Annotated in this window: 30 protein-coding genes; 18 read left to right on the top strand and 12 right to left on the bottom strand. The window is 71.3% G+C overall.

All coding sequences use genetic code 11. The features are described 5' to 3' along the window. Nucleotides 1-60: 60 nt before the first annotated feature. On the top strand, nucleotides 61-312 hold the full coding sequence (locus E1O70_RS18555; protein WP_128957761.1) for a hypothetical protein: 252 nt from the start codon (nucleotides 61-63) through the stop codon (nucleotides 310-312). A gap of 78 nt (nucleotides 313-390) precedes the next feature. Further along, nucleotides 391-951 (top strand): hypothetical protein, encoded by a 561-nt coding sequence (locus E1O70_RS18550; RefSeq protein ID WP_240696764.1) that lies wholly within the window; start codon nucleotides 391-393, stop codon nucleotides 949-951. Between the two features lie 233 nt (nucleotides 952-1,184). Here E1O70_RS18550 and E1O70_RS18545 read toward each other — a convergent pair whose 3' ends face one another. Beyond that, nucleotides 1,185-1,514: an ArsR/SmtB family transcription factor gene (locus E1O70_RS18545; protein ID WP_082774764.1), complete on the bottom strand. Its 330-nt coding sequence runs from the start codon at nucleotides 1,512-1,514 to the stop codon at nucleotides 1,185-1,187. A 64-nt stretch (nucleotides 1,515-1,578) separates the two neighbouring features. Here E1O70_RS18545 and E1O70_RS18540 point away from each other — a divergent pair, with 64 nt between their 5' ends. From E1O70_RS18540 to E1O70_RS18500, 9 genes are all read left to right on the top strand, one after another. Further along, a complete protein-coding gene (locus E1O70_RS18540; RefSeq protein WP_061269033.1) occupies nucleotides 1,579-2,661 on the top strand; it encodes a flavin-containing monooxygenase in 1,083 nt (360 codons plus the stop codon). Further along, the gene (locus E1O70_RS18535) at nucleotides 2,658-3,875 is read left to right on the top strand and encodes an MFS transporter (protein ID WP_061269032.1); all 1,218 of its coding nucleotides are present in this window, start codon (nucleotides 2,658-2,660) and stop codon (nucleotides 3,873-3,875) included. Before E1O70_RS18540 ends, E1O70_RS18535 begins: the two co-directional genes overlap by 4 nt. Nucleotides 3,876-3,992: 117 nt before the next feature. Then, nucleotides 3,993-5,015 carry a thioredoxin-disulfide reductase gene (gene trxB / locus E1O70_RS18530; RefSeq protein ID WP_061269031.1) on the top strand — a complete coding sequence of 341 codons (1,023 nt, stop codon included), beginning with the start codon at nucleotides 3,993-3,995 and terminating at the stop codon, nucleotides 5,013-5,015. Then, nucleotides 5,012-5,335: a thioredoxin gene (trxA, locus tag E1O70_RS18525; RefSeq protein WP_061269030.1), complete on the top strand. Its 324-nt coding sequence runs from the start codon at nucleotides 5,012-5,014 to the stop codon at nucleotides 5,333-5,335. Before trxB ends, trxA begins: the two co-directional genes overlap by 4 nt. Further along, a complete protein-coding gene (arsB, locus tag E1O70_RS18520; protein ID WP_061269029.1) occupies nucleotides 5,332-6,438 on the top strand; it encodes an ACR3 family arsenite efflux transporter in 1,107 nt (368 codons plus the stop codon). The genes trxA and arsB overlap by 4 nt, the downstream gene beginning before the upstream one ends. Next, nucleotides 6,435-7,445, top strand: coding sequence for a metalloregulator ArsR/SmtB family transcription factor (locus E1O70_RS18515; RefSeq protein ID WP_061269028.1), 1,011 nt, complete (start codon nucleotides 6,435-6,437; stop codon nucleotides 7,443-7,445). The genes arsB and E1O70_RS18515 overlap by 4 nt, the downstream gene beginning before the upstream one ends. 23 nt (nucleotides 7,446-7,468) lie before the next feature. Continuing rightward, nucleotides 7,469-7,909: an arsenate reductase ArsC gene (locus tag E1O70_RS18510; protein ID WP_061269027.1), complete on the top strand. Its 441-nt coding sequence runs from the start codon at nucleotides 7,469-7,471 to the stop codon at nucleotides 7,907-7,909. A gap of 22 nt (nucleotides 7,910-7,931) precedes the next feature. Beyond that, nucleotides 7,932-8,288 carry an ArsR/SmtB family transcription factor gene (locus E1O70_RS18505; RefSeq protein ID WP_082774763.1) on the top strand — a complete coding sequence of 119 codons (357 nt, stop codon included), beginning with the start codon at nucleotides 7,932-7,934 and terminating at the stop codon, nucleotides 8,286-8,288. A 19-nt stretch (nucleotides 8,289-8,307) separates the two neighbouring features. Continuing rightward, complete coding sequence (locus tag E1O70_RS18500) at nucleotides 8,308-9,219, top strand: arsenate reductase/protein-tyrosine-phosphatase family protein (RefSeq protein WP_205688673.1); 912 nt, start codon at nucleotides 8,308-8,310, stop codon at nucleotides 9,217-9,219. Between the two features lie 10 nt (nucleotides 9,220-9,229). On the opposite strand, the gene E1O70_RS18495 is transcribed toward E1O70_RS18500, so the two are convergent. The 8 genes from E1O70_RS18495 to E1O70_RS18460 form a co-directional block, all read right to left on the bottom strand. Beyond that, nucleotides 9,230-9,643, bottom strand: coding sequence for a hypothetical protein (locus E1O70_RS18495; RefSeq protein WP_061269026.1), 414 nt, complete (start codon nucleotides 9,641-9,643; stop codon nucleotides 9,230-9,232). A gap of 21 nt (nucleotides 9,644-9,664) precedes the next feature. Next, nucleotides 9,665-10,423: a winged helix-turn-helix transcriptional regulator gene (locus tag E1O70_RS18490; RefSeq protein ID WP_061269025.1), complete on the bottom strand. Its 759-nt coding sequence runs from the start codon at nucleotides 10,421-10,423 to the stop codon at nucleotides 9,665-9,667. Between the two features lie 20 nt (nucleotides 10,424-10,443). Further along, the gene (gene pstB / locus E1O70_RS18485; protein ID WP_240696769.1) at nucleotides 10,444-11,214 is read right to left on the bottom strand and encodes a phosphate ABC transporter ATP-binding protein PstB; all 771 of its coding nucleotides are present in this window, start codon (nucleotides 11,212-11,214) and stop codon (nucleotides 10,444-10,446) included. 134 nt (nucleotides 11,215-11,348) lie between these two features. After that, nucleotides 11,349-12,257, bottom strand: coding sequence for a phosphate ABC transporter permease PstA (pstA, locus tag E1O70_RS18480; RefSeq protein ID WP_061269024.1), 909 nt, complete (start codon nucleotides 12,255-12,257; stop codon nucleotides 11,349-11,351). Next, entirely contained in the window at nucleotides 12,257-13,231 is a 975-nt protein-coding gene (gene pstC / locus E1O70_RS18475; protein ID WP_061269023.1) for a phosphate ABC transporter permease subunit PstC, read from the bottom strand. Before pstC ends, pstA begins: the two co-directional genes overlap by 1 nt. A gap of 11 nt (nucleotides 13,232-13,242) precedes the next feature. Then, on the bottom strand, nucleotides 13,243-14,223 hold the full coding sequence (locus E1O70_RS18470) for a PstS family phosphate ABC transporter substrate-binding protein (protein ID WP_061269022.1): 981 nt from the start codon (nucleotides 14,221-14,223) through the stop codon (nucleotides 13,243-13,245). Nucleotides 14,224-14,369: 146 nt separating this feature from the next. Beyond that, complete coding sequence (locus E1O70_RS18465; protein WP_061269021.1) at nucleotides 14,370-14,876, bottom strand: GNAT family N-acetyltransferase; 507 nt, start codon at nucleotides 14,874-14,876, stop codon at nucleotides 14,370-14,372. Continuing rightward, nucleotides 14,873-16,291, bottom strand: coding sequence for an FAD-dependent oxidoreductase (locus E1O70_RS18460; RefSeq protein ID WP_061269020.1), 1,419 nt, complete (start codon nucleotides 16,289-16,291; stop codon nucleotides 14,873-14,875). The genes E1O70_RS18465 and E1O70_RS18460 overlap by 4 nt, the downstream gene beginning before the upstream one ends. A gap of 83 nt (nucleotides 16,292-16,374) precedes the next feature. Between E1O70_RS18460 and E1O70_RS18455 the strand changes: the two genes are divergently transcribed. Together E1O70_RS18455 and E1O70_RS18450 are read left to right on the top strand one after the other, a co-directional pair. Continuing rightward, a complete protein-coding gene (locus E1O70_RS18455) occupies nucleotides 16,375-16,737 on the top strand; it encodes an ArsR/SmtB family transcription factor (protein ID WP_061269047.1) in 363 nt (120 codons plus the stop codon). Between the two features lie 33 nt (nucleotides 16,738-16,770). Further along, nucleotides 16,771-17,286, top strand: coding sequence for a DUF2306 domain-containing protein (locus tag E1O70_RS18450; protein WP_082774761.1), 516 nt, complete (start codon nucleotides 16,771-16,773; stop codon nucleotides 17,284-17,286). Here E1O70_RS18450 and E1O70_RS18445 read toward each other — a convergent pair. The 3 genes from E1O70_RS18445 to E1O70_RS18435 are packed head-to-tail and all read right to left on the bottom strand — an operon-like array spanning nucleotide 17,222 to nucleotide 19,331. Beyond that, the gene (locus E1O70_RS18445; protein WP_061269018.1) at nucleotides 17,222-18,358 is read right to left on the bottom strand and encodes a flavin-containing monooxygenase; all 1,137 of its coding nucleotides are present in this window, start codon (nucleotides 18,356-18,358) and stop codon (nucleotides 17,222-17,224) included. The two genes, E1O70_RS18450 and E1O70_RS18445, sit on opposite strands and share 65 nt — an antisense overlap. Further along, nucleotides 18,355-18,966 (bottom strand): cadmium resistance transporter, encoded by a 612-nt coding sequence (locus E1O70_RS18440; protein WP_128957762.1) that lies wholly within the window; start codon nucleotides 18,964-18,966, stop codon nucleotides 18,355-18,357. Before E1O70_RS18440 ends, E1O70_RS18445 begins: the two co-directional genes overlap by 4 nt. Continuing rightward, nucleotides 18,960-19,331 (bottom strand): ArsR/SmtB family transcription factor, encoded by a 372-nt coding sequence (locus E1O70_RS18435; protein ID WP_061269478.1) that lies wholly within the window; start codon nucleotides 19,329-19,331, stop codon nucleotides 18,960-18,962. Before E1O70_RS18435 ends, E1O70_RS18440 begins: the two co-directional genes overlap by 7 nt. Before the next feature lie 73 nt (nucleotides 19,332-19,404). Here E1O70_RS18435 and E1O70_RS18430 point away from each other — a divergent pair, with 73 nt between their 5' ends. The 5 genes from E1O70_RS18430 (at nucleotide 19,405) to E1O70_RS18415 (ending at nucleotide 25,992) form a co-directional block, all read left to right on the top strand. Then, nucleotides 19,405-19,737, top strand: coding sequence for an ArsR/SmtB family transcription factor (locus E1O70_RS18430; RefSeq protein WP_061269479.1), 333 nt, complete (start codon nucleotides 19,405-19,407; stop codon nucleotides 19,735-19,737). 88 nt (nucleotides 19,738-19,825) lie between these two features. Next, nucleotides 19,826-21,865 (top strand): heavy metal translocating P-type ATPase, encoded by a 2,040-nt coding sequence (locus tag E1O70_RS18425; RefSeq protein WP_082774870.1) that lies wholly within the window; start codon nucleotides 19,826-19,828, stop codon nucleotides 21,863-21,865. Between the two features lie 130 nt (nucleotides 21,866-21,995). Continuing rightward, nucleotides 21,996-23,246, top strand: a complete 1,251-nt coding sequence (locus E1O70_RS18420) for an Nramp family divalent metal transporter (protein WP_061269135.1) — start codon at nucleotides 21,996-21,998, stop codon at nucleotides 23,244-23,246. A gap of 38 nt (nucleotides 23,247-23,284) precedes the next feature. Next, on the top strand, nucleotides 23,285-23,911 hold the full coding sequence (locus E1O70_RS20005; RefSeq protein ID WP_167496904.1) for a hypothetical protein: 627 nt from the start codon (nucleotides 23,285-23,287) through the stop codon (nucleotides 23,909-23,911). Nucleotides 23,912-24,195: 284 nt separating this feature from the next. Further along, nucleotides 24,196-25,992 (top strand): bifunctional copper resistance protein CopD/cytochrome c oxidase assembly protein, encoded by a 1,797-nt coding sequence (locus E1O70_RS18415; protein WP_167496905.1) that lies wholly within the window; start codon nucleotides 24,196-24,198, stop codon nucleotides 25,990-25,992. Nucleotides 25,993-26,042 lie beyond the last annotated feature (50 nt).

The following is a 26,042-nucleotide window of genomic DNA, read 5'->3' as shown; positions in this document are numbered from 1 at the left end:
GGGCTTGGTCGATGAGTTACGAGGCGGAGCCGCCTGTAGGTGTGGGTGCTGACTGAGACGATGCATCCAGCGAGTCGTGACTTCGACGAGGGGATGCGTACCGTGGCGAACTTCAAGTTCGACAGCAAGGGCCTGGCCGACCTTCAGAAGCACATGGAGCAGCAGCTGAAGAAGGCCGAGCTCGAGGCGAACAGGGCTGCGGCCCGTGAGTCGACACCTGAGGCCAAGGCGCGAGCCTTCGCCCGGGTCTTGCGCAAGTACGGGGTCGAGAACGTCAACGAGGCGGAGCTCCGCAAGAAGTTCAGCCGCTGACCCTGCCGTCACCCGCGGGACGCCGCTCTACGTCGTACCGCGCGTGATGGTGTCGTTCGCCGTCCGTACCCTTGCGTCGTGCCTACCAGCGTGCCGGACCGTTCCCTGCGAGGCGGTCACGTGTTCGTCGACGAGAGCAAGAAGCAGGACTACCTGCTCGTCGCCGCGGTGATCATCCCCGGTGAGCTCGCGCTCGCCCGCAAGACGGTGCGGGGGCTGCAGAAGCCCGGCCAGCGCCGGTTGCACATGGTCAAGGAGTCGCCGGCGCGTCAGCACACGATCTTGTCGACGCTCGGCACGCTCGGGGCGCAGGTCACGATCTACCAGGCCGGCGCGGGGTACCGCACGAACATCGAGCGGCGGGCGGCGTGCCTGGAGCGGCTCGTGGAGAACATCGCGGAGGCGGGCTGCGCCCGGCTGATGCTCGAGAGCGAGCAAGGCGAGGAAGAGCGCGACCGGCGCCTGCTCTATCGAGAGACGGGCCGTCACGGATGCCGGGACTCGCTGGCGTACGACCACGCGACCGCGGCCGCCGAGCCGCTACTCGCGATCCCGGACGCGATCGCCTGGGCGTGGGCCCGGGGCGGTGACGCGCGTCGTCGCGCCGAGCCGCTGGTCGACGGCGTCGTCCGGCTGTAGAAAGCGCGAAACCCGAGCGCCACAACCGTCCGGAAGGGTCTCGGGTTCACTTCTCGCCGCTACTGCGGTGAGCTGCCCCAATCTTAGGCACCCGTGTTGCGTACGCGCAACGAACCGCCGATCCCGGCGGGTGATCTTTGGGCGGTCCCCCATGCGTGCAGGAGCACGCCTGCACCCGCTGCCACACCCTCGCGATCGATCCCGCCCAGCCCGGCCGCCCCGACCCCCAGGCTTCAGCAGCACACCTGGAGATAGGCCTGCAGGTCGCCCAACGCCCGTGTCACGCCGTCGCGGTCAGCTCGGTAGAACACGACCCTGCCTTCACGTCGGGAGGTGACGATTCCGCCACGACGCAGGATCTGCAGCTGCTGGGACGCCGTGGGCTGACTGATGCCCGCGCGCTCGGCCACCTCGCCGACCGCGAGCTCGGCACCGCGTGCGAAGAGCAACAGGACACGCTGGCGCGTGGGGCTGGCCAACGCGCTGAGGAAGTCGTGCGTCGCCTGGGACAGCTCGAGCGGCGAAGTGTCCACCGCGGTTGCTTGGCTTGTCGGCGTGCTCATCCCTCGAGCGTACCCGCATCCATCGTTCTATTGACATATTCCACATCGTCGATACGTTACGGGGGTGACGACGCCATCGACGCTTCCCGTGATCATCATCGGTGCTGGCCAGTCGGGCCTGGCTGCGGCCAGGGCCGTGCGCGCGCGAGGTCTTGAACCGCTCGTGTTGGAGGCGGGCGACAGGCCGGTGGGGTCGTGGCCGTCGTACTACGAGAGCCTGCGGCTGTTCTCCCCCGCCCGGTACAGCGGCTTCCCCGGGTTCGGCTTCGGCGGCGACCCGGACCGCTACCCGGCGCGCGACGAGGTGGTCGCGCACCTGCAGCGGTACGCCGACCACCTCGGGGTCGAGGTGCGCACGGGCACCCGGGCGGTGGCGGTCGAGCCAGCAGAGGCCGGGTTCGTGGTGCGCACCGACGACGGGGTCGAGCTCGATGCGAGCGGGGTGATCGCGGCGACGGGGTCGTTCGCCAACCCGGTCCGCTCGAGCGTCGCCGGGTTGGAGCGCTTCGCCGGCCGGGTGATGCACGCGGCGCAGTACCGCGAACCCTCGCCATTCGCTGGGCAGCGTGTCGTGGTCGTTGGCGGTGGCAACTCGGGGGTGCAGATCGCGTACGAGCTGGCGCAGGTGAGCGACGTGACGCTCGCGACGCGCGAGCCCGTCGTGTTCGCGGTCCAGCGCCCGCTGGGACGCGACGTGCACTTCTGGTTCCGCGTCACCGGCTTCGACCGCTTCCCGCCTGCCGTGCTTCGGCGCGTGGTGCGCGGGCCACTGGTCCTGGACACCGGCGCGTATCGGTCAGCCTTGGAGGACGGCACCGTGGATACGCGGGCGATGTTCACCGAGGTCGAGCAGGACGAGGTGGTGTGGGCGGATGGGACGCGTGAACACGTCGACGCCCTCGTCCTGGCCACCGGGTACCGGCCAGCGCTGGGCTATCTCGGTGACCTGGCCGGTCTGGACGAGCGCGGCGTGCCGCGACAGCGCGGCGGGGTCTCGCTCGTCCGGCCGGGCCTGGGGTTCGTGGGGCTGGAGCTGCAGCGCTCGTTCGCCTCGAACACGCTGCGTGGGGTACACCGCGACGCCGCCCACGTCGCCGCGGCGGTCGGTGCGCACGCCCGGACCGTGCGCACGCTGACCCGGTCATGACCACCACGCGGCACGACAAGGACGACCCCCGCCTGCGGGCGGGCCCGCGTGGCACCCTGGCAGCCTTGTGCGTGACCCAGGTCGTGGGGTGGGGCGTCCTCTACTACTCCTTCCCGGTCGCGTTGCCGGCCATCACGGCCGACACCGGCTGGTCGCAGGCCAACGCGACGGCCGCCTTCTCAGCGGCACTGGTGGTCGCCGCCGGCGCCGGCGTCATGGTCGGCAGGCGCATCGATCGCCACGGCCCCCGGGCGGTGATGACTGCCGGGTCTGTCCTGGCGAGCATCGCGGTCGTCGCCGTCGCGCTCGCGCCGTCCCTGGGCTGGTTTCTCGCCGCCTGGATCATGGTCGGCCTCGCCCAGTCGATGGTGCTCTACGCCCCGGCGTTCACCGCAATCACGCGCTTGTACGGGCCCGCGCGGAACCGGTCCCTGCTCGTGCTGACCTTGGTAGCCGGGCTCGCGAGCACGATCTTCGCGCCGCTGACCGCCGCCCTCGTCGAGCACGCGGGGTGGCGCCAGACCTACCTCGTCCTGGCCGCCCTGCTCGCCGTGACAACCGTCCCCGCGCATGCGCTCGGCCTGCGCGCCCCCTGGCCCCACGCCCGAACCTCCCACGGCCTGGACATCGGCGGATGGCGAACCATCGCGCGCTCTCGAGCATTCGTCGCCCTGACCGTCGCCACTGCCCTGGGCGCGTTCGCGATGTTCGCCGCCACCATCCACCTCGTGCCGATGCTGACCTGGCGCGGTCTGACCCCGACGGCCGCGGCATGGGCGCTGGGCCTGTCCGGCGCCGGTCAGCTCTTGGGGCGCATCGCGTACGGACCGCTAGCCGCACGCACCACTCCACCCGTACGCGCGAGCCTGCTGCTCGCAGCATCGGGACTGACCATCGCCGCCGTCGGGCTGCTCGCAGGTCCACCCCTCACCCTCATCGCCGCAGCCGTCGCCCTCGGCGTGGCCCGCGGCGCGTTCACGCTCTTGCAGTCCACCGCCATCAGCGACCGCTGGGGCTCGAGCTCGTACGGCGTCCTGTTCGGAATCCTCAACGCCCCCACCACGCTCGCGATGGCACTGGCACCCTGGGCGGCAGCCGCCTTCACCAGCGCGACCGGCTCCTACCCGGCAACATTCGCGGTCCTCGCCGCGACCGCCTGCCTCGCAGCACTCATCGCCCTCACGACCGGCGTGCACCGCTCGAACGCTGCATGACGGCTGTGGGGGCGCAGGCCAGCGCCCGAGCACGTGCCTCGTTGGCAACTCCTTGTTATATCGGTGTTCATCGATGGCGGCTGGCCGGACTGCATCGACGAGTGTCAACATAGAGGCATGTCGATGCCAGAGGTTCAGCAGATTGTGATCGTGGGGTCGGGCCCTGCGGGCTACACCGCGGCGATCTACGCGGCACGTGCGGGCCTGGCCCCGCTCGTCCTCGCGGGCTCGATCACCGCGGGCGGCGCGCTGATGAACACCACCGAGGTGGAGAACTTCCCCGGGTTCCCGGACGGGATCATGGGCCCCGAGCTCATGGAGAGCATGCAGAAGCAGGCCGAGCGGTTCGGCGCGCGGGTCGAGTGGGACGACGCGACGCTGCTCGACCTGCAGGGCCCGGTGAAGACGGTCGTGACCGGCAACGGCGAGACGTACCGGGCCCGCGCGGTCATCCTGGCGACGGGGTCGGCCTACCGTGAGCTCGGCCTGGACGACGAGAAGCGCCTGTCGGGCCGGGGCGTGTCCTGGTGCGCGACGTGCGACGGGTTCTTCTTCCGCGACCAGCACATCGCGGTCGTCGGCGGCGGTGACTCCGCGATGGAGGAGGCCACGTTCCTGACCCGGTTCGCGCAGAAGGTGACCCTCGTGCACCGGCGCGACGAGCTGCGCGCGTCGAAGATCATGGCCGACCGTGCGCTGAACGACCCGAAGATCGAGGTCGCGTGGAACAGCGAGGTCATCGGCATCGACGGCGAGAAGAAGGTCGAGGCCCTCACGCTGCGCGACACCGTGACCGGGCAGGAGCGCGACCTGCCCGCCACGGGCCTGTTCGTCGCGATCGGCCACGAGCCGCGCACCGAGCTCGTCAAGGGACAGATCGACCTGGACGACGAGGGTTACATCCAGGTCGTGGGGCGCACCACGGCCACCAACCTCGAAGGCGTGTTCGCGTGCGGCGACGCCGTCGACCACACCTACCGCCAGGCCATCACCGCCGCCGGGTCGGGCTGCTCGGCCGCGCTCGACGCCCAGCGCTACCTCACCGAGCTCGCCGACGCCGCCGGCCTGGAAGATCTCGCCGGCACCCCCGAGGTCCCGAACCCCGACGATCTGCCGCTGGCGCTGGAGGAGATCCGATGAGCACCGTGACCGTCACCGACGACACCTTCGACGAGGTGGTCCTCGGCTCCGAGATCCCCGTCCTGGTGGACATCTGGGCCACGTGGTGCGGCCCGTGCCGCCAGGTCGCCCCGATCCTGGCCGAGCTTGCCGAGGAGTACGACGGCAGGCTCACGATCGCCAAGCTCGACGCCGACGCCAACCCGGCGACGGTCGCCGCGGCCGGGGTCGTGTCGATCCCGACGCTGAACTTCTACTCCGGCGGCCGGCTCGTGAAGTCCGTCGTCGGTGCCCGCCCGAAGCCGGCGCTGGTCGCGGAGATCGAGGAGGTCCTCGCGTGAGCGACCTCACGACCGCCACGCGCGGGCGCCTGTCCACGCTCGACCGGTGGCTGCCGCTGTGGATCGGGCTCGCGATGGTCGCCGGGCTCGTCCTGGGCCGGTTCGTCCCCGCCCTGTCCGAGGTGCTCACAGCGATGGAGGTCGGCGGGATCTCGGTCCCGATCGCGCTCGGCCTGCTCGTCATGATGTACCCGGTGCTGGCCAAGGTCCGCTACGACCGCGTCGGCGCGGTCACCGGCGACAAGAGGCTCCTGGTCTCCTCGCTGGTGCTGAACTGGCTGGTCGGTCCGGCGCTGATGTTCGCCCTGGCCTGGATCTTCCTGCCCGACCTGCCCGAGTACCGCACCGGGCTGATCATCGTCGGCCTGGCCCGCTGCATCGCGATGGTCGTCATCTGGAACGACCTCGCGTGCGGGGACCGCGAGGCGGCCGCTGTGCTGGTCGCGATCAACTCCGTGTTCCAGGTCGTCGCGTTCTCCCTGCTCGGCTACTTCTACCTCACCGTGCTGCCCGGGTGGCTCGGCCTGGACACCCAGGGCCTGGACGTGTCGGTCGGGCAGATCGCGCTCAACGTCCTCGTCTTCCTCGGCGTCCCGCTGGCCGCCGGGTTCGCCTCCCGCCTGGTCGGGGAACGCGCCAAGGGCCGCACCTGGTACGAGGACCGGTTCCTGCCCGTCATCGGGCCGTGGGCGCTGTACGGGCTGCTGTTCACGATCGTCCTGCTCTTCGCCCTGCAGGGCGAGGCCGTCACCTCGAACCCGCTCGACGTGGCCCGCATCGCGCTGCCGCTGCTGGTGTACTTCGCCGCCATGTGGGGCATCGGCATCATCGTCGGCAAGACGCTCGCGCTCGGCTACGCACGCTCCACGACGCTCGCGTTCACCGCGGCCGGCAACAACTTCGAGCTCGCGATCGCCGTCGCGATCGGCACGTTCGGCGCGACGTCGGGCCAGGCACTGGCCGGTGTCGTCGGCCCGCTCATCGAGGTCCCCGTCCTCGTCGGCCTCGTCTACGTGTCCCTGTGGCTCGCACGCCGCTGGTTCGCCGTCGACCCCTACGCCACCCCGGCTCCTGCACGCGAGCTGGACGAGGTGAGGTCATGACCACCACCCCCCTGACCGCGCGTGACGCGGACTGCGCCCCGCAGATCGAGTCCCACGCGATCGGCACCGAGGTCGCCGGCGCCGTCGCCACCACGCTCAAGGCCCTCGCCGAACCGCTGCGACTGCGGATGCTGTCCTTCATCGCCACCTCCCTCGCCGGGGAGGCGTGCGTGTGCGACCTCGCGGCTCTCACCGACGTGTCACAGCCGACGGTGTCGCACCACCTGAAGGTGCTGCGCGACGTCGGCGTGCTGACCTCCGAACGACGCGGCACCTGGGTCTGGTACAGCATCACCCCTGGCTACAAGGCCGCGGTGACGACGCTGCTGGACTCGTTCGCCCCGGCCGCGCTCGGCGCCACCCACGGCACCACGGTCCTGGCGGGCCTGGACGACGTCGACCCGGCGCTCGACCACCTGGCCGAGGACCTGGCCGGTGCCTTCCCCGACGTCCGGTTCGACGTCGTGCAGCGCGTGGTGCGCGAGTCCTACACCGACCTGGCCCGCTCGGCGAAGGTCTCGGCCCACCTGGTGCCGCTCACCGGCAGGTTCGCCCGGCAGAGACTGACCGACCTGACCCGCACCGACGACGCCCGCCCGCAGGTGCTGTTCGTCTGCGTCGCCAACGCCGGCCGCTCCCAGCTCGCCGCGGCCCTGCTCCAGCACTACGCCGGGGACCGCGTCGTGGTCCGCTCCGCCGGGTCCACGCCCGCAGCCGACATCCACGACGGCGTCCGCGAGGCACTGGCCGAGCTCGAGGTCGCCGACGACGAAGCCTTCCCCAAGCCGCTGACCGACGACGCCGTCCGCGCCGCCGACATCGTCATCACGATGGGCTGCGGCGACGTGTGCCCGGTCCTGCCGGGCAAACGGTACGAGGACTGGCTCGTGGGCGACCCCGCCCTCGCCTCCCCGGCCGGGGTCGCCGCGATCCGCGACGACCTCGACGAGCGCGTTCGCGGCCTGCTCGCCGACCTCCTGCCCGACCTGACCCTCACCATCGCCTGACCCCCACCACCAGGAGAGCCACCATGACCGACACCACCACCGCCAAGCCGTCCGCCCTGTTCGTCTGCGTCCACAACGCCGGCCGCTCCCAGATGGCCGCCGGCTACCTGCGCGCCCTGTCCGGCGGCGCCGTCGAGGTCCGCTCCGCCGGCTCCGCACCGGCCGATCAGATCAACCCCGTCGCGGTCGAGGCGATGCTCGAGGAGGGAATCGACATCCGGGCCGAGCAGCCCAAGGTCCTCACGACCGAGGCCGTGCAGGCCTCCGACGTCGTGATCACCATGGGCTGCGGCGACGCGTGCCCGATCTTCCCCGGCAAGCGCTACGAGGACTGGCAGCTCGCCGACCCCGCCGGTCAGGGCATCGAGTCCGTGCGCCCCATCCGTGACGAGATCCGCGGTCGTGTCCTGACCCTGCTCGACGAGCTCGGTGTCACGCCGGTCGTGCCGAGTCCGGTCGCCTGACGCGGACGGCTATCCTCGATGGGTGAGCGCCCCGGCACGCGAGTCGTCCCCGCCCTTGGACGGGCGGTCCGAGCGCGCGCCGGGGCCCGCCCTTCGCGCGACCTTGAGCCGGGAGCAGGCCGAGGACACCGCGACGCTGCTGCGGGTGGTGTCCGACCCGACGCGGCTCCAGCTGCTGAGCCTGATCCACCACAGTGCCGACGAACGCGCACGGGTCGCGGACTTGACTCGCGCGCTCGGGCTGCGTCAGCCCACCGTGTCGCACCACCTGAAGGTGATGACCGAGGCCGGCATCGTCACCCGCGATCCCGTCGGGCGCGAGGTCTGGTACTCCATCGTCCCTGCCCGCCTGCACGCGATCGCCGACCTGCTGCGCTGATCTCGCCGGGCGGGCCCCGATGAGCCCGCCCGACCTGCGCGCCGCCCAGGTGGCCACGATGGCCGATCCGGCCAGGCTGCGGCTGCTGGCCCTGATCATCACCGACCCGAGCGGGCAGCCCGCAGCGGTCGATCTGGCGGGGCCCGGTGGCGCACTGGAGGCCGTCGACGCCCACCTACGGGCCATGACCGATGTCGGGATCCTGGTTCGCATCGGTCACGGCCGACAGGCCCGGTACCGGCCCACCCCGGACGCCCTGGCCCGGTTCGGCGGCGCTGCGATCGGGGTACCGCACCGTGCCGGGGCCGCCCACGTCCCGTCCGGAGACCACGACCGCCTCCTGCGGCGCATCGCCGCCGATCTGAGCGCCACCTACGCGGACGTCCTCGCGCCCGAGACGGTCACCCGGTTCGTCACGGACAGCTACGACCTGCTCGCCGCCCGCGCGACGGTTCGCCGCTACCTGCCCGCCCTCACGGCCCGCTTCGCTGCCGACCGGCTCGCCGCGCTCACCCTCGAACGCCAGGGCGTCGTGCCGCACCGGGACGTGCTGTTCGTGTGCGTCCGCAACGCCGGGAGGTCTCAGATCGCGGCGGCGGTGCTGCGTTCGGTCGCCGGTGATCGGGTGCGCGTACGCACCGCGGGATCGGTGCCCGCCGGCCAGATCGACCCCGTCGTGCGCGCCGAGCTCGCCCAGCGCGGCCTGGACGCGCTGACCGAGTTCCCCCGCCCGCTGACCGACGAGGTCGTCCGGGCCTCAGGAGTCGTGGTGACCATGGGCTGCGGGGACGCCTGCCCCGTCTTCCCCGGACGCCGCTACGTCGACTGGACGGTCGATGACCCCTCGGGGCGCCCGCGCCAGGACGTTGCACGCATCGTCGACGACATCACCGCACGGGTGCACGACCTCGTGCGCCAGATCGACCCCTGACCGACACCTCTCAGCGCGCCACCGGCCCGGCCGCATCGCCGGCGACGCGGGAGACCTCGCGTGCGAGGGCGCGCACCAAGCGTTTCATCGCCTGGTAGGCCTGGTGGTGATGCCACCGGCCATCTGTCTGCGCCCCGTCGACGTCGTCCGGCGCCGCGTCCACCGTGAGGTCGCACTGCGCGCCGCGCGGGACGAGATGGGCCGAGAGCTCGTACGCGCGCCCGCCCACCCGGGCACGCACCGCCAGCCCGTCCCCGGGCACCGCGTCGCGCAGGCGCCCCGCCATCGCACCGAACGCCACCGGCACACCAGGTACGTCGGCCTCGGCCCCCAGGACGATCAGCAGCGCGCGCCACGCCTGCTCGACCGGCGCGGCGACCGCGACGGTCGAGCTCACCTCCCGGTCGAACAGCGTGCCACCCACCCCTTCAGAATAGATGTCCGTCTATGGTTTCGGGTGTGAATGGTCGTGGAGCACGGTGCTCTCCAAGCGGAAGCCGATGCCGCGCACGGTGTGGATCACGCCGGCGAGGTCGTGGGCATCGAGCTTGCGGCGCAGGCGGGAGATGACGGCGGCCAGGGTGCCGTCGGGGTCCGGTGAGTGGGGCCAGTAGCGGTGCGTGAAGCGCTCGCGCGGGACCACGTGGTCGGGGTGGGTCGCCAGCTCGTGCAGGACCTCGAACTCCAGCGTGCTCAGGTCGATGCCACGCCCGCGCAGGCGAGCGTCGTAGGCACCCGGGTCGAGCTCGAGCAGACCGACCCGGACCAGGGGGCGCAAGTCGCTGCGCGTGGCGAGCTCGAGCAGCGTCCGGGCCAGCCGCTCAGGCTGGTACGGCTGGTCGACGACGGGGCGTGCGCCGGCAAGCACCGCCGCGCCGAGCCGGTCGGCGTCCCCCGCGCGGTAGGCGAGCAGGACGGGCAGGTCCAGCTCGTCGCGCACCACCGCGACGAAGCCACTGAGCATCGGGTCCTCCAGCGCCGCGCTGACCACAACGGCGAGGGTGGGGATCGCGGAGGCGCGCGCCAGCGCGCGCAGTGGGTCCCCCACGGGCTCGAGAGTGACGCCTTGCTCGCGCATCGCCGTGACGAGCCCTTCGTGGGGGTCGAAGGTGGGGTCGACGAGGACCGCGTGCGCGGCCGGGGCCCGGAGTCCGGTCGAGTCGCGCAGGATGTCGTGGCCGCGCTGGGGAAGGGTGACGGTCATCGTCGGCTCCTGGTGGGTGGTCAGCCGAAGCGGCCGGTGATGTAGTCCTCGGTGCGCTGGTCGGCCGGGTTCTCGAAGATCTTCGCGGTCCGGTCGAACTCGACGAGCTCCCCGGTGCGGTCGCCAGTGGCCTCATCCACGGCGGCGGTGAAGAACGCGGTGCGGTCGGCGACCCGGGCGGCCTGCTGCATGTTGTGGGTGACGATGACGATCGTGTACAGGTCGCGCAGCTCGGTCATGAGGGTCTCGATGCGCATGGTCGCGATCGGGTCGAGGGAGGCGCAGGGCTCATCCATGAGGATCACGTCCGGCTCGACCGCGATCGTGCGGGCGATGCACAGGCGCTGCTGCTGACCCCCGGACAGGCCGTAGGCGGACTGCTTGAGCTTGTCCTTGACCTCGTCCCACAGCGCCGCGCGGGTCAGGGCCTGCTCGACGTGGTCGTCCATCGAGGAGACCTTCATGCCGGTGACGCGGGGCCCGTAGGCGATGTTGTCGTAGATCGACTTCGGGAACGGGTTGGGCTTCTGGAACACCATCCCGATGCGTCGGCGTACCTCGATCGGGTCCACGCCGGCGCCGTACATGTCCTGGCCCCAGTACCGCACCGACCCGGTGACGCGGGCGCCCTCGACGAGGTCGTTCATGCGGTTCAGGGATCGCAGGATGGTCGACTTCCCGCACCCGGACGGGCCGATGAGCGCGGTGATCTCGTTGTGCCCGAATGCGAGGGACACCTCACGCACGGCGCGGAAGCCCCCGTAGTGGACGCTGACGGCCTCGCACTCCAGGACGGGGTTGGGCTCGGCGGGAATCTCACGGTGCTCGCTGTGGGCGGGGCGTGTGGAGATCCGGGTGCTGGACGTCATGGTGGCCTTCGCGGGAGTGCCGGTGGTGGTCATGGTGGGGCGGTCCTCGGGTGGTCTCACCAGCGGCGCTGGTAGCGGTTGCGGATGACGATGGCCAGCGCGTTCATGGCCAGCAGGATGCCCACGAGCAGGATCGAGGTCGCGGCCGCAAGCTCGTGGAAGCCGGCCTGGGGTGCGTTGGTCCAGCCGTAGATCTGGATGGGCATGGTGGTGAACCCGGACAGCAGCCCGTTGGGGTCGAAGGAGATGAACACCAGGGCGCCGAGCAGCAGCAGCGGCGCGGCCTCGCCCAGTGCCCGGGACAGGGCGAGGATCGTGCCGGTGGCGATGCCGGGCACCGCGGAGGGCAGCGTGATCCGCCAGGTCGTCTGGAGCTCGGTCGAACCCAGGGCCAGGGAACCGTGGCGCAGCTCGCGCGGGACGGCGCGCAGCGCCTCGCGGGTGGCGATGATGATCACCGGCAGGATGAGCAGTGCCAGGGCGAGCGCGCCGCCGATGACGATGTTCTTGTTGCCGACGCCGATCAGGGCCAGGGTCCCGATGGCGAGCATGCCGTAGATGATCGAGGGGATGGCCGACAGATTCTGGATGTTGAGCTCGATGAACCGGTTGAACCAGTGGCGCCGGTCGGCGAACTCCTCCAGGTGGACCGCCGCGGCGACCCCGAGCGGGATCGCCAGGACGGCGGTGGTGCCGATCACCCACAACGACCCCAGGATCGCCGGCCGTGCGCCGGCCTCCTCCGGGCGTGAGGACGGGTATTCGGTGAACAGGCGCGCGTCGAGCCGGTCGGCGCCCTGGGCGATCGTCGTGACGATCAGGGCGACGAGCGTGGCGAACGCGACGAACAGCGAGACCCACAGCAGGGCCAGGAACACGATGGAGGCCGGGGTGCGTTCCTTGGACCGGTTGCCGGTGGCCAGGCGTGCCTGGTGGGTCGCGACGGCGGGGGTGTGCAGGGCCATCAGTACTCCTGGCGAAAGCGGCGCACGAGCTGGATGCTGATCGCGTTGACCACCAGGGTCAGGACGAACAGCAGCAGCCCGACGGCGAAGAGGGTGTTGTACTCCAGGGACCCGACTCGCGCGTCACCGAGCGCCATGCGGGCGATGAAGCCGGTCATCGTGGCGCCCTCCATGGTCGGGTCGGTGACCATCTGGGGCCGGGCGCCGGCGGCGATCGCGACGATCATCGTCTCCCCGATCGCCCTGGAGATCCCGAGCACGACGGCGGCGACGATCCCGGACAGCGCCGCGGGGAAGACCACACGCAGCGAGGTCTGCATCCGGTTCGCGCCGAGGGCCGCAGATCCCTGGCGTAGCGCGGACGGGACCGCGGACATCGCGTCCTCGGACAACGACGCGACGGTGGGGATGATCATCACGCCCATGACCAGCCCGGCGGCCAGGATCGAGAACGTGCCAACCTCGATGCTCAGCCAGTCGCGCAGGACCGTCGGGGCGACGAACGACAGGGCGAAGAAGCCGAACACCACGGTCGGCACCCCGGCCAGCAGCTCGAGGATCGGCTTGAGGATCTTGCGGGCCCGCGGGCGGGCGTACTCCGCGAGGTAGATCGCCGCGCCGAGCCCGAACGGGACCGCGACCGCCAGCGCGATCAGCGTCGTCCACGCGGTCGCCGTCACCAGCGGAAGAACCCCGAAGGTCGGGTTGGCGAACTGCGGCGCCCAACGGGTCCCGGTCAAGAACTCCACGACCGAGACCTCGGCGAAGAACTGCAGCGCCGGGGTCAGCAGCGAGATCACGATGCCGACCGTGATCAGGATCGACAACCACGCGGCCAGGCGCAGCAACAGGCGCACCAGCTGCTCCCCGCGACGTGCGTGCTGCCTCGTGATGGCCGGGGCGTGATCGGTCAGGGCCGACGGCCGGCCCGGTGCGCTCACCGGGCCGGCCACCGTGAATCGGGGGGTGCTCATCGAGGCGCCGGTCAGCCGACCAGGCTCGCGAGCTCGTCCGCCGCGGTCTGCTGCTGCTCGTCCGTGAGGTCGATGAACAGCGCGTCCGCGGCGATCTCCTCCTCGTTGGCGAGGTAGAAGTCGACGAACGAACGCAGCGCCTCGTTCTCGGCGTACTTCGCGTTGTTGACGTAGATGAACAGCGGGCGGCCCAGCGGCGAGTACGTGCCGTCCTGCACCGTCTCCTTGGACGGCGTGACGCACCCGTCGCCGTTGTCCACGGCGAGGAGCTTGACCGAGTCGGCGTTCTCCTCGGCGTAGCTCAGGCCGAAGAACCCCATCGCCCCGACCGCGCCCGAGACGCCCTGAACCGTGAGGTTGTCGTCCTCGGACGGGGTGTAGTCCGTGCGGATCGCGCCCTCCTCACCGTTGATCGCCTCGGTGAAGTAGTCGAACGTGCCCGAGTCCGTGCCCGCCCCGTACAGCTCGAGCGTCTCGTCCGGGAACTCGGGGTCGACCTGGCTCCACGACGTCACCGTGCCCTCGGACTCCGGGCCCCAGATGGTCGCGAGCTGGTCGGTCGTGATGCACTCCAGCCAGTCGTTCTCCGGGTTCACCACCACCGACAGGCCGTCGTTGGCGATGACGATCTCGGTGAACTCCACACCGTTGTCCTCGCACGCCGCGATCTCCTCGTCCTTGATCGGACGCGACGCGTCGGAGATGTCGGTCTCCCCCGCGCAGAACCGCTCGAACCCACCACCGGTCCCCGACGTGGCGACCGTGACGTTGATCCCCGGCTCCTCGTCGCGGAACAACGTGGCCGCCGCCGAGCTCAGCGGCTCGACCGTCGAGGAGCCGTCGATGACGACCTCCCCGCTGAGCCCGCCCGATTCCCCGCCATCGCCGGTCGCGCCCTGGCTCTGGCCACCACAAGCGGCGAGAGTGAGAACCAGCCCCGTCGCGCCGATCACGACTGCACTGCGCTGCGGAAGTCTGAACACGTAAGTCATCCCGTCTCGTCGGGGCGGGACCTTGCGCCCGCCCACATCCACCAACGAGATCGATAGAACGCGGTCTATGTGAACGAGCGATGAACACGGCCGGAAGCCTGGATGACAAATAGAGCACGATCTATGTTTAGAGGCTGAATCGAGTGCTACGAGACACCGAGCCGCTTCTGCAGAAGCGTCGTACCGAGCCAGCGGTCGAACTTGCGACCCACCCGTTCCAGGCGCCCGGCACCGGTGAACCCTGCGCGCCGGTGCAGCGCCAGGGACGCGGCGCTGTCGCCGTCGGCGACGACCGCGACGACCTCCCTCGCGCCGGCCGCTGCGGCACCGGTGAGGACCTGGTCGAGCAGCCGGGTGCCGATCCCGCGCCCGGTGGCGGCCCGGTCGAGGTAGATCGTGTCCTCGACCGTGTGGGCGTAGGCCGGGCGCGGGCGCCACGGCCCGACGTAAGCGAACCCTGCCACGGCGCCGTCGAGTTCGGCGACCAGGAACGGCCAGCCCGCACCCTGCAGCGCTTCCAGCTTCTCGTGCCACAGCGACACTCCAGGCGGGGTGAGCTCGAACGTCGCGGTCGACGTCGCCATGTAGTGGTCGTAGATGCGCGCGACCCCCGCCATGTCGGCGGGGGTCGCGGTCCGCAGGGTCAGGCTCATGCGTCCTGGCCGTCGCCCGAACGCCCGTGGACGACGCCGGTCGCGAACCCGACGCCGGCCGGTGCCCCGACGCCGAGGGTGACGAGCTGCGGCTCGGCCGGCGCGGTGCCGCAGCACGACCCGCCCGCGCTCTCGCCGTCGGCCTCCAGGGCCAGATCGGTCGAGCAGACGCCGGTCGCGGGCAGGTCCAGCTCGACCGCGTCGGCCGCGGCGCGGTCCCCGGCGAGCGCCGCGGCGATCGAGCGCACCTGCTCGTACCCCGTGGCGAGCAGGAAGGTCGGCGCCCGCCCGTAGGACTTCATGCCCGCGAGGTAGAAGCCGTCGTCGGGGTGGGACAGCACCTGCTCGCCGTGCGGGGGGACCGTCCCGCAGGAGTGCTGGTTCGGGTCGATCAGCGGAGCCAGCGCCGACGGCGCCTCCACGACCGGGTCGAGGTCCAGGCGCACCTCGCGCAGCATGTCGAGGTCCGGGCGGAAGCCGGTCGCGTTGACGATCTGGTGCACCTCGAGGTCGAGCGCGCCGTCGCGGGCCGTCCCGAGCACCTGGACGGTCTCCCCGTCGGGCACGAGGCGCTCGATCGAGACGCGCGCGAGCAGGGTCAGGCGCCCGGCCTCCACGGCCGCCCGCAGACGGGTGCCGAGCAGACCGCGCGCGGGCAGCTCGTCGTCGGACCCGCCGCCGAACAGGCGACGCGCGGACCCGCCCCGGATCGCCCACGTGATCGTCGTCCCCGGCTCGGCCTCGGCGAGCTCGACGAGGCTCAGCAGGGTGTTCGCCGCCGAGTGCCCCATCCCGACCACGAGCGTGTCCCGGCCGGCGAACCGGTCACGCTGGGACCCGAGGACGTCGGGCAGCGGCCCTGTCACGAACCCGGCCGCCTGCGCCTCCCCGGCGGCCGGGAGACCAGAGACGCCCAGCGGGTTCGAGGTCGAGAACGTGCCCGAGGCGTCGATCACCGCGCGCGCCAGCACGTCGCGCACCACGCCCTCGCTGTCGACGGTCCGCACCCGGTACCCGCGGCGCTCCCGCCCGAGCGACCGCGTCTTGTCCGCCCCGTCACGCGCCACCGCCAGCACCCGCGTCCCCGTGCGCAGCCGCGACGCGATCTGCGGCGTCGCGGCCAGCGGGGCCAGGTACCGCTCGACGAGCTCCCCACCGGTCGGCAAGGTGTCGGGGTCCGGCTCCACCCAGTCGGTCGGCGCCAGCAGGCGCCGCGCCGCGGCGTCGACGTCGTACCGCCACGGCGAGAACAGGCGCACGTGACCCCACGACGCCACGGCCGCACCGGGACCCTCGCCCGCCTCGAGCACCAGCGGCTCCAGTCCCCTCTCCAGCAGATGCGCCGCCGCCGCCAGACCCACCGGACCCGCACCAATCACCACGACCGGCAGCTCGCCCCGCACAACCTCGCCCATCACCACTCCTCAAATTGAAGACCGTCGATGTGAGCATCGTGGAGCACGTATCGAAGGATGTCAATCTGTGCGAGGATGGCGGCATGACGATGACCGACCTGCCGCTGGCGCCGACGGGTACCGGATGCTGCGGCCCCGCTGTCACCGAGGCCGTCGAGCCCGGGCGTGCGCGTGAACTTGCCCGCACCTTCAAGGCACTTGCCGACCCCACCCGGGTCCAGCTCCTGGCGATCGTCGCCGCACAGACTGGTGGCGAGGCCTGCGTGTGCGACCTCACCGAACCGGTCCGCCTCTCCCAGCCCACCGTCAGCCACCACCTCAAGATCCTCGTCGACGCCGGCCTCCTCGCCCGCGAGCAGCGTGGCCGCTGGGCCTACTACTCCCTGGTCCCTGGCGCCCTCAGTCAGCTGGCGACCTCGCTCACCGAGGCGGCCCCACACGGCTGACCCCGCAGAACAACTGGCCTCCTGGAGGCGGCCATGATCGACATCCCTGGACTGCCGGAACCGGATGCGGGCCTGGTGTTCGACCTCGCTCTGCTGGTGCACGTCGTCGCAGGCGTCACAGCGGTGCTTGCGGGTCTGGTCGCGATGCTCACGCGCAAGGGTGGGCGGTGGCACGTGGGGGCGGGGCGCGTGTTCCTCGGCGGGATCGTGGCTCTCTTCGGGTCGATGATCGTCATGGTGGTGATCCGCTGGCCGGCCACCGTCCACCTGGCCGTCCTCGGAGGTATCGCCCTGGCCGCCGTGCTGCTCGGGTGGCGCAACCGGCGCCGCGGCCGCAGCGACGACGCGCACATCGCATGGATGGGTCTGGCGTACATCGCGATGCTCACCGCGTTCTACGTCGACAACGGTCCGCACCTGCCGGTGTGGGAACGGCTGCCGGACTGGTCGTTCTGGTTCCTGCCGACCGCGATCGGGGCACCGCTCACGGTCTGGGCGATCCGCCGGCACCGCCCGACGCCCGCGCACCGGCCCGAGCCGGCACCGTAGACCGCCCCGCGCGGGCGTCGTTCACGAGCCGTCGGGCGAGGCGTTCCGCGTCGCGGCGGACGTAGCCGAGCAGGGCTGAGCCGCGGTCGTGTTGCCAGGGCCTCCCAAGGGCGTACAGCCCGGGGACGGGGGTCGTGCCGTCGTCGACGACGAGGGCTCCGCGGGTGTCGAGGGCGCTGGGGGTGGTGATCCAGGAGTCGTCGTGCCGGTACCCCGTGGCCCACACCACGGACGCGGGCTGGACGGCCTCGCCGTCGGCGAACCGAACCGTGCCGCCGTCGACCGACGACGCTCGGGGGTGGAGCGTGACGCCGGCGGCGCGCAGTGCTCGTCGCGGGGTGCCGATGACGGGCTCGTTCGCCCGCAGGCGCCGACCGACGAACGACGTCGCCGGGGCATGGATGGCGCGCGTGGTGGTGAGCCACCAGAACAGGTCGCGTCCGAGCGGGCGCTGCGGCAGCTCGCGCAGGCGTGCGCCTCCGGACAGGTGCACGACGCGGCCGGCTCGGGCGAGCTCGAGCGCGATCTGGCGTCCGGAGTTCGCTCCGCCGACGACGAGCACCGGGCCGGGCGGGAGCTGGTCCGGGCGCTGGTAGTCGTCGGCGTGGGCCTGGACCACGGCAGGGTCGAGCTCAGCCGCGAACGCCGGCGTCCAGGGACGGCCGAACGCGCCGGTGGCTACGACCACGCGGGCGGCGGCGATCCGCTCGCCGGTCGCGAGGTGGACACGGAAGTCCCCCGTGCTGTCCTCGAGTCGGGTGACGTCGGCACCAGCGCGGAAAGGGAGGTCGAACCGGGTGGCGTAGTCCGCGAGGTAGGCGGCCACCTGGTCCTTGCTCGGGTATGACCACGGGTCGGCGGGGAACGCGGCGCCGGGCAGGGCGTCGTACCGGGCCGGGGTGAACAGGCGCAACGAGTCCCACCGCCTCGCCCAGCTCGCCCCGACCCGTTCGGCCCGCTCGAGCAGCAGCACGTCGACGCCTGCGCGGGTCAGGTAGTACCCGAGCGCGAGCCCGGCCTGGCCCGCCCCGACCACGACGACGTCACGGCGGACCGGTCCGGGGTCGGTCACAGCAGGCTGGCGATGTGGGCGAGGGTGCCGGACTCGATGAGGATGAACACACCGAGACCGATGAACACCACCGGCACGAGCCAGTGCTCGACCTTCTCCAGTGCCTCGGTGACCTTCTCGTTGGTGCCGATCGCGCGCGCGAGCAGGCACCACAGCGCGAGCAAGACGAGGAACACCACGATCGTGACCAGGGCGTCCGGGGTGGAAATGGTGCGGAACACCGGGGTGTAGATCGCGATGTTGTCCCCGCCGTTGGCGATCGTGATGCCGGCGACGCCGAGCAGCCCGACGGCCTTGAGCGCGGAATCGGCCTCATCGTCGTCGTCCTGCCCGCGCAGCGTGCGCACCAACGCCAGGACACCGATCGCGAGCGGGATCAGGCCCAGCAGCCCGACCCACTCGTCCGGCACGATCGTCAGGCCCAGGGCGGCCAGGAAGCTGACCGCGATCAGCGTGACCAGACCGAGGTACTGCCCAGCCACGATCTGCCACGCGCGCAGCCGCGACGACCCCCTGGCCGCGACCGCGAACAAGACCGTCAAGACCACGATGTCGTCGATGTTGGTCGCGACGAACAACCCGGCCGCGGCCGCGATCGTGCTCAACACGCCTCCACCTGCCCGTCCACGCCGTACGTCGGGCACAGCACCACAGCGCTGCCCGTCGCCGCGAGCAGCGTCTCGGCCGCGCCCAACAGGTCCAGCAGCTCCGGGCGGGCCAGGGAGTAGAACACCCGCCGCCCCTCCATCCGCCCGGCGACCAGGCCGCAGTCCTTCAAGCACGCCACGTGCGAGGACACCGTCGACTGCGCCAGCCCCAGATCTCTGGTCAGCTCCGCGACCCGCGCCTCCCCGGCCGCGAGCCGGCGCACGATCGCCAACCGCGCCGGGTCTCCCAACGAGCGGAACAACGCGACCGCCGGCTCGACGTCCACCGTGCTCGCCGCACACACCTCAGAATCTATGATCGACACAGATCGATAATAACCGGCTCTAGTCGATGAGTTGACCTAGGCGCAGTACACGGGTGCGTGTACTCTCGGTCCCATGGAGACGGTGACCCTCACCCACACCGCCGCACTCGCCCGGCTCGGCCACGCGCTGTCGGACGAGACGCGGGCCCGGATCATGCTCACGCTGCGCGAGGCGCCGGCGTACCCCTCGGACCTGGCGGATGCGCTCGGGGTCTCGCGGCAGGTGATGTCGAACCAGCTCGCGTGCCTGCGCGGGTGCGGTCTGGTCGAGGCGATCCCGGACGGCCGGCGCACCTGGTATCGGCTCGCCGACTCCCACCTCGCGCCGGCGCTGGACGACCTGCTGAAGCTCGTCGTCACCGTCGACCCGACCTGCTGCTCACCCGAGGGGTGCACCTGCTCATGACCTTCATCGAGACCATGGCCCCGGAGGACCGCAACTCCATGGCGCCGCGGGGAACACTCGCGGGCTTCACGACGTGCGGGAGCGTCCAGTGAGTCGGGAGTGCTGCGGCGGAGACGAGTTCGAGGGCCGCCTCGCGCCGACTACCGGCCTGGGGCTGCAGCCGGCACCGGCCCCTCCGGCCAGCGCGTCGTCGCAGCAGCTCAAGGACGATGACGGGTACGAGGAGTTGACGCCATGGTGGCGCGACCGGGCGTTGCTCCTTCCCGCGGCCTCCGGTGTGTTGCTCGCTGTCGGGTACACCCTTGAGTGGTCCGGTCTGAGGACGCCGGCCGTGGTGGTGCAGGGCGCAAGCCTGCTTGCGGGAGCCTGGACATTCGTGCCCGGAGCAGTGCGCCGCCTGGCCAGGGGCAAGCTGGGGGTCGGGCTGCTCATGACGATCGCCGCGGTCGGCGCCGTCGCGCTCGGACATGTCGGCGAGGCCGCCGCACTGGCGTTCTTGTTCTCCATCGCCGAGGCGCTGGAGGATCGCGCGATGGACCGCGCCAAGCACGGGCTGCGCGCTCTGCTCGATCTCATGCCCGCCACTGCTCGTGTCTCTCGCGTGACCGGCGACGTGGAGGTTCCGGCGTCGGCCGTGCGCAAGGCGGACGTGTTGGTGGTCCGAGCTGGTGAACGTCTGGCGACGGACGGCGTCGTCACCAAGGGGCGCAGCTCGCTGGACACGTCCGCGATCACCGGAGAGTCGATCCCGGTCGAGGTCGGTCCCGGCGACCAGGTACCCGCGGGGGCGATCAACGGCAGCGGCGCGCTGCTCGTCGAAGCGACCGCCGACGGTCAGGACAACTCCCTGACGACGATCGTTCGGCTCGTGGAGGAGGCGCAGGCCCGCAAGGGCGAACGCGCACGGCTCGCCGACCGCATCGCTCGACCACTCGTGCCGATCGTCCTCGTCGTCGCAGCCGTCGTCGTCGTGTGGGGCTTTGTCGTCGGCGAACCCGGGGTGTGGACTCAGCGCGCCCTGGTCGTGCTCGTCGCCGCATCACCGTGCGCGCTGGCCATCGCGGTGCCCGTTACGGTCATCTCCGCGATCGGCGCCGCAAGCCGCTTCGGGATGATCATCAAGTCCGGGGCCGCGTTCGAGGAGCTCGGCGTCGTCCGTGCTGTCGCGATCGACAAGACGGGAACGCTGACCCGCAACCGCCCCGAGGTCGTCGACGTGGTGACGAGCCCCAGGACCATTCGGGACCATGCGCTCGCTCTGGCTGCCGCGCTCGAGGCACGCAGCACGCACCCCCTCGCTGCGGCGATCCTGGCCACCACCCCCCGCCCACCCATAGCCGACGACGTCGAGGAGCTCCCTGGCCGGGGCCTGCGCGGCAAGGTCGACGGGCTCGAGGTCCGCGTGGGCACCACGCGCTGGATCGACCCCGGCTCTCTCGGCCCGGCCGCGCTCACGCTCGAAGAGCAAGGGATCACAGTGGTCGTCGTGGCAGCCGATGGCGACCCGGTCGCTCTCCTCGGGATCCGAGACGAGCTGCGACCCGAGGCCGCCTACGCCGTGCGACGACTCACACAGGACGGCGTGTCGGTCACCATGCTCACCGGTGACAACGAGCGCACCGCCCAGGCCCTGGCCACCCAGGCCGGCATCACGGACGTGCGCGCGGCCCAGATGCCCCAGGACAAGGAAGCCGCCGTCCGCGGGTCCTCTGAGCGCGTCCCGACCGCGATGATCGGCGACGGCGTCAACGACGCCCCGGCCCTCGCCGCGGCAAACGTCGGAATCGCGATGGGCGTCGGCGGGTCCGCCGCTGCCATCGAGTCCGCGGACATCGCCTTCACAGGAACTGACCTGCGTCTGGTCCCGCAGGGTCTGGCGCACGCCCGGCGCGGCCGACGGATCATGGCGGCCAACATCGTGCTCGCCCTGGCGATCATCGTCGTGCTCTTCCCGCTCGCCCTCTTCGGCGTGTTGGGCCTGGCCGGTGTCGTCCTCGTCCACGAGATCGCCGAGGTCGTCGTCATTCTCAACGGCGTCCGCGCAGCGCGCGGCACTGCGTCGCTCCCCGCCCTGCCGGCCACGTCCTCGGAAACTGAGCGGCCAACGCTCACGGCAACCGTTCACTGACCCCGGAGCCCAACCACACAGTGCGGCCGGTCGGCGCCGAGAGCCTGGGTAGCCCTGCGGCACCGCCAGCCGTGCCAGAGACCCTGACGGGAACCGGATTTCGGTAGACCGAAGAGTAGACTTCGCAGGTATGGATGTTGCGGTCCGTGAGGACTCGACACGTACAGCACGCACCGGGGGCCTCGGTGTGGTCCGTCTGCTGGGCCCGGCGTTCGTCGCGTCCGTCGCTTACGTCGACCCCGGCAATGTGGCCGCGAACGTCTCGGCCGGCGCACAGTTCGGCTTCCTGCTCGTGTGGGTCCTGGTCGCAGCGAACGCGATGGCCGTCGTCGTGCAGTATCTGTCCGCGAAGCTCGGCATCGTCACGGGCCGTTCCCTGCCGGAGGTGGTCGGGCAGCGGTTCCCTCGCAGGGTGCGCCTGGCGTACTGGGGGCAGGCCGAACTTGTCGCGGCGGCAACCGACCTCGCTGAGGTGATCGGTGGGGCGATCGCCCTGAACCTGCTCTTCGGTCTCCCGCTCGTGCTCGGCGGGGCGATCACCGGTGCCGTCTCCCTCGCGCTTCTCGTGCTTCAGCATCGCCGTCGACAGCGCCACTTCGAGTTCGTCATCACCGGGCTGCTCGTCGTGCTGACCGTCGGCTTCACCGCTGGACTGTTCGTTTCGCCGCCGCCGTGGTCACAGGCCGCGGCCGGGCTCATCCCGCGGTTCGACGGGCCGCAGTCCGTGCTCCTCGCGGCGTCGATGCTCGGCGCGACCGTCATGCCGCACGTGATCTACCTGCACTCCTCCCTCGCACGCGACCGACACGGTCGATCGCGCACGGACCATGAGACCTCCTATCTGCTGCGGGCAACGCGTTGGGATGTGGTGATCGCGCTCGTCGTGGCAGGCGGTGTGAACATCGCGATGCTGCTCTTGGCTGCGACGAACCTGCCGGGGCAGGATGGCACCGACACGATCGGGGGCGCCTACGCAGCGATTGCCGGGGCGCTCGGTCCCGTCGTTGCCGTGCTCTTCGCCGTCGGGCTCCTTGCCTCGGGTCTCGCCTCGACGTCGGTCGGGGCATACGCAGGTGCGGAGATCATGCATGGCCTCCTGCGCGTGCAGATCCCGCTGGTGGTACGACGCCTGGTCACCCTCACCCCGGCCCTGCTGCTGCTCACCACCGACCTGTCACCCACCAGCATGCTCGTCATCAGCCAGGTCGTGCTCAGTTTCGGCATCCCGTTCGCGCTGATTCCGCTGGTCGTCGTCACCCGCGATGCCCGGGTGATGGGTGCACGACGCAACGGCGTCGTGCTGCACCTGGCGGCCTGCGCGATCGCCATGGTCATCGTCGTGCTGAACGTCACGCTCCTGACGCTGACGCTCTTCGGCTGAACCCGGAGGGGAGTCATGGTCGTGGGTAGGCTCGCGGAATGCCCTCGACCACGGCGACGACCGCTGCTCCACGCCTCGCGCGCGCAGCAGTCGTTTCCGTGCTCGTCCTGTCGTTCTCTGTCGGCGCTCACCTTGCTGGCGGTGGCACGATGCCTGATCCGCTCGTCCTTGCGGCGCTGGTCTCGCTGACCCTGGCCGCGACCACGATCGCGGGCCGGGCCCGCTTCACCCCGACGCGCCTGGTCGCCGTGCTCGGGACAGCTCAGCTCGCCCTGCACAGTGCGTTCGACGTCCTGGGACACAGAGCGCATCTCTGCGCGGATCCCCTGACCGACTCTGCGCCGCACGTCCAGCACGCGCAAATGACGACCTGTGCGCCGATCACGGTCTCGCACGGCGCGACTCCGGGATGGATGGTGCTCGCGCACCTCGTCGCGACGCTCACGCTCGCGTTCGCGCTCGCCCGCGGGGAGGACGCCATCCGCTGCGTCCTGGCGTGGCTGGGTCGGCGTCTCATGCGCGATGTCGCGCCCGCCTACCGGCACGAACAGCACCGACCCGTCCGTGTCGCTCGCCGCGTGGCCAGGCCGCACGGCAGGCCCTTCTCCACCGCTCCCACCCGCGGCCCGCCGGCTGCACCCGAGCTCGTCGCTGGTTCTTCCTGACCGCGCCCCACATGGTCGGCCCCGCCGACCCCCGTCCGACGAGCCCTCGCATCACTGCCTGCGCCGGGGCGCGACGAGTCCCCCTCTCGCATCGCTCGACGGAAACGGTCATGACCTCGACACCCTCGCTGCCCGACCCTGCCCGCGCACCGGACCATCCCACACGGACGGCTCCACGGTCCCTATGGGCTGCCATGCCCCTGGTTCTAGGGTGCGCGACCCTCGTCGTCCTCGTCGCCCTGGCATTGTTATCTGCTGCGGGCGAGCTCGACGTCAGGCTCCTCATGAACCCCGGTGCCGTCGTGCGCTACGGGCTTCCCGCCGCGCGCGCACTGCACGACGCGACGGCGGCACTGACCATCGGGCTGCTGGTGCTGGCCGCCAGCATCCTGCCGGGCCAGTCCGACGAGCCCGAAGCACTGTCCTACTGGCAGTGGCGAGCCGCGCGCTGGGCAGCCTGGTCCTCGTCTCTGTGGTTCATCTCTGCCGTCGTGGTCGTCGCGCTCACCGCCGGGAACTCCATCGGCACGGGCCCGCAGGAGCCGGGGTTCTGGACCCAGGCGCTGCACTACGCGACATCGATCGACCTGGGCCAATACCTGGCGATCTCCACGCTGCTCGTCCTCGCGACTCTCCTCACGCTCACCGCCGCACGCACGGTGTCCCGCGTCGTCCTCGCGCTGGCGTTCGCCCTGGTGGCACTCCTGCCCGTGGCCCTCGTGGGTCACGCCGCCGGAACCGAGGAGCATGCCAACGCCGTGAACAGCCTGATCGTGCACCTCGTGGCCGTGACCGTGTGGGTCGGAGGCCTGGCGGGCCTGGCCCTGCTGCTGCCGCGCCTGCGCGGCTCGCTCCCGATCGTGGTCACGCGCTACTCCACCGCCGCTGCGTGGTGCTTCGCCGCGACCGCGGCCTCCGGGGTGGTGAACGCCTCGCTGCGGTTGACGAACCCGTCCGACCTGGTCGCCACGCCGTACGGCCGTCTGCTGCTGGTCAAGACTGCGGCCCTCGCCCTGCTCGGTGCGGCGGGGTGGGCGCAACGACGACGAGTCATCCCGCACGTGGGCGGGCTTCACGGCCGACGAGCGTTCGCTCGGCTCGCACTGGTCGAGGTGGTCATCATGGCGCTGACGTTCGGTGCCTCGGTCGCGCTGTCCCGGATGGCGCCACCAGTACCTCAGGACCCGTCGGCGTTCGACGTCCGCCTGTCCCTGCTTGGCTTCCCCTATCCGCCCGCCGTCTCGTTCTCGACCATGATCAGCGAGGTTCAGCCGGACTGGCTCTTCGTCGCACTCGCCGTCGTGCTCGCGACCCTGTACCTGGCCGGAGTGTTCCGCCTGCGCCGCCAAGGGTTGACGTGGCCGCGGGCACGCACCAGCGCGTGGGTGTCAGGCTGCCTCGTCCTGCTCTGGGCAACGAGCGGCGGAGCGGGCGTCTACGCCTCGGTCCACCTGTCGACCCACGTCCTGCACGCCACCTTGCTGATCCTGGTCGTACCGTTGCTCCTCACCCTGGGCGCCCCGCTCCCGCTCGCTCTGCAGGTATTGCCTGCGCGTCCAGACGGGTCAGGCGGGCCGAGAGAACTCGCCGACACGCTCTCGCGGTCTGTGCTGTCCGCCCGGCCGGGCGTGGCAGCCGTAGTCCTGGTGGCGCTGGTGGCCGTGTACTTCGGGACGGGCTGGCTCAAGTGGGGGCTGTTCGAGCACGCCGGCACGCTCGCCATGCAGGTGCTGTTCCTTGCCGCCGGGACGGTGTTCTTCCATGTCGTGCTCGGGACCGGCCCGGACCGCAACGCGGTGCCCGCCTCTCGGGCACTGCTCGCTGTCACGGTCGTAGGCGTCGGCCTGGCCGCGCTTGGCGTTGCTCTGCACACCCTCCCCGGGCTGCTCGCGCAGGACTGGTGGTTCACCATGCAATATGACGACGTCCGCGCGCTGCGTGCCGACCAGTCGCGAGGGGCGCTCGTCGCAATCGCCGCAGCGGTGGTGACGACAGCTGCCACCGTCGCGCTCCTGCTCGCCCGACGATCAGGGCGACTCCAGCGCCCCCGACAGGACCGCCGGCGTCTGAGCACCGGGTGAACCCCGCACCAGCATTGCTCCGGGCCGCCTCAATGCGCCCAGGAACGGCG

This window comes from Cellulosimicrobium funkei, from assembly GCF_004519295.1.
Classification (GTDB): domain Bacteria; phylum Actinomycetota; class Actinomycetes; order Actinomycetales; family Cellulomonadaceae; genus Cellulosimicrobium; species Cellulosimicrobium funkei.
Note: the sequence above shows the minus strand (reverse complement) of the source record. Positions and strands in the feature narration are given on the sequence as shown.

Coding starts and splice junctions, on each gene's coding strand:
- pstC (WP_061269023.1), bottom strand. CDS start 13,231: ATGAGCACCCCCCGATTCACGGTGGCCGGCCCGGTGAGCGCACCGGGC.
- E1O70_RS18455 (WP_061269047.1), top strand. CDS start 16,375: ATGACGATGACCGACCTGCCGCTGGCGCCGACGGGTACCGGATGCTGC.
- E1O70_RS18500 (WP_205688673.1), top strand. CDS start 8,308: ATGAGCCCGCCCGACCTGCGCGCCGCCCAGGTGGCCACGATGGCCGAT.
- trxA (WP_061269030.1), top strand. CDS start 5,012: ATGAGCACCGTGACCGTCACCGACGACACCTTCGACGAGGTGGTCCTC.
- E1O70_RS18430 (WP_061269479.1), top strand. CDS start 19,405: ATGGAGACGGTGACCCTCACCCACACCGCCGCACTCGCCCGGCTCGGC.
- E1O70_RS18415 (WP_167496905.1), top strand. CDS start 24,196: ATGAACCCCGGTGCCGTCGTGCGCTACGGGCTTCCCGCCGCGCGCGCA.
- E1O70_RS18460 (WP_061269020.1), bottom strand. CDS start 16,291: ATGGGCGAGGTTGTGCGGGGCGAGCTGCCGGTCGTGGTGATTGGTGCG.
- E1O70_RS18465 (WP_061269021.1), bottom strand. CDS start 14,876: ATGAGCCTGACCCTGCGGACCGCGACCCCCGCCGACATGGCGGGGGTC.
- pstA (WP_061269024.1), bottom strand. CDS start 12,257: ATGGCCCTGCACACCCCCGCCGTCGCGACCCACCAGGCACGCCTGGCC.
- E1O70_RS18515 (WP_061269028.1), top strand. CDS start 6,435: ATGACCACCACCCCCCTGACCGCGCGTGACGCGGACTGCGCCCCGCAG.
- E1O70_RS18545 (WP_082774764.1), bottom strand. CDS start 1,514: ATGAGCACGCCGACAAGCCAAGCAACCGCGGTGGACACTTCGCCGCTC.
- E1O70_RS20005 (WP_167496904.1), top strand. CDS start 23,285: ATGCCCTCGACCACGGCGACGACCGCTGCTCCACGCCTCGCGCGCGCA.
- E1O70_RS18420 (WP_061269135.1), top strand. CDS start 21,996: ATGGATGTTGCGGTCCGTGAGGACTCGACACGTACAGCACGCACCGGG.
- E1O70_RS18510 (WP_061269027.1), top strand. CDS start 7,469: ATGACCGACACCACCACCGCCAAGCCGTCCGCCCTGTTCGTCTGCGTC.
- E1O70_RS18450 (WP_082774761.1), top strand. CDS start 16,771: ATGATCGACATCCCTGGACTGCCGGAACCGGATGCGGGCCTGGTGTTC.
- E1O70_RS18535 (WP_061269032.1), top strand. CDS start 2,658: ATGACCACCACGCGGCACGACAAGGACGACCCCCGCCTGCGGGCGGGC.
- E1O70_RS18470 (WP_061269022.1), bottom strand. CDS start 14,223: ATGACTTACGTGTTCAGACTTCCGCAGCGCAGTGCAGTCGTGATCGGC.
- E1O70_RS18490 (WP_061269025.1), bottom strand. CDS start 10,423: ATGACCGTCACCCTTCCCCAGCGCGGCCACGACATCCTGCGCGACTCG.
- E1O70_RS18555 (WP_128957761.1), top strand. CDS start 61: ATGCATCCAGCGAGTCGTGACTTCGACGAGGGGATGCGTACCGTGGCG.
- trxB (WP_061269031.1), top strand. CDS start 3,993: ATGTCGATGCCAGAGGTTCAGCAGATTGTGATCGTGGGGTCGGGCCCT.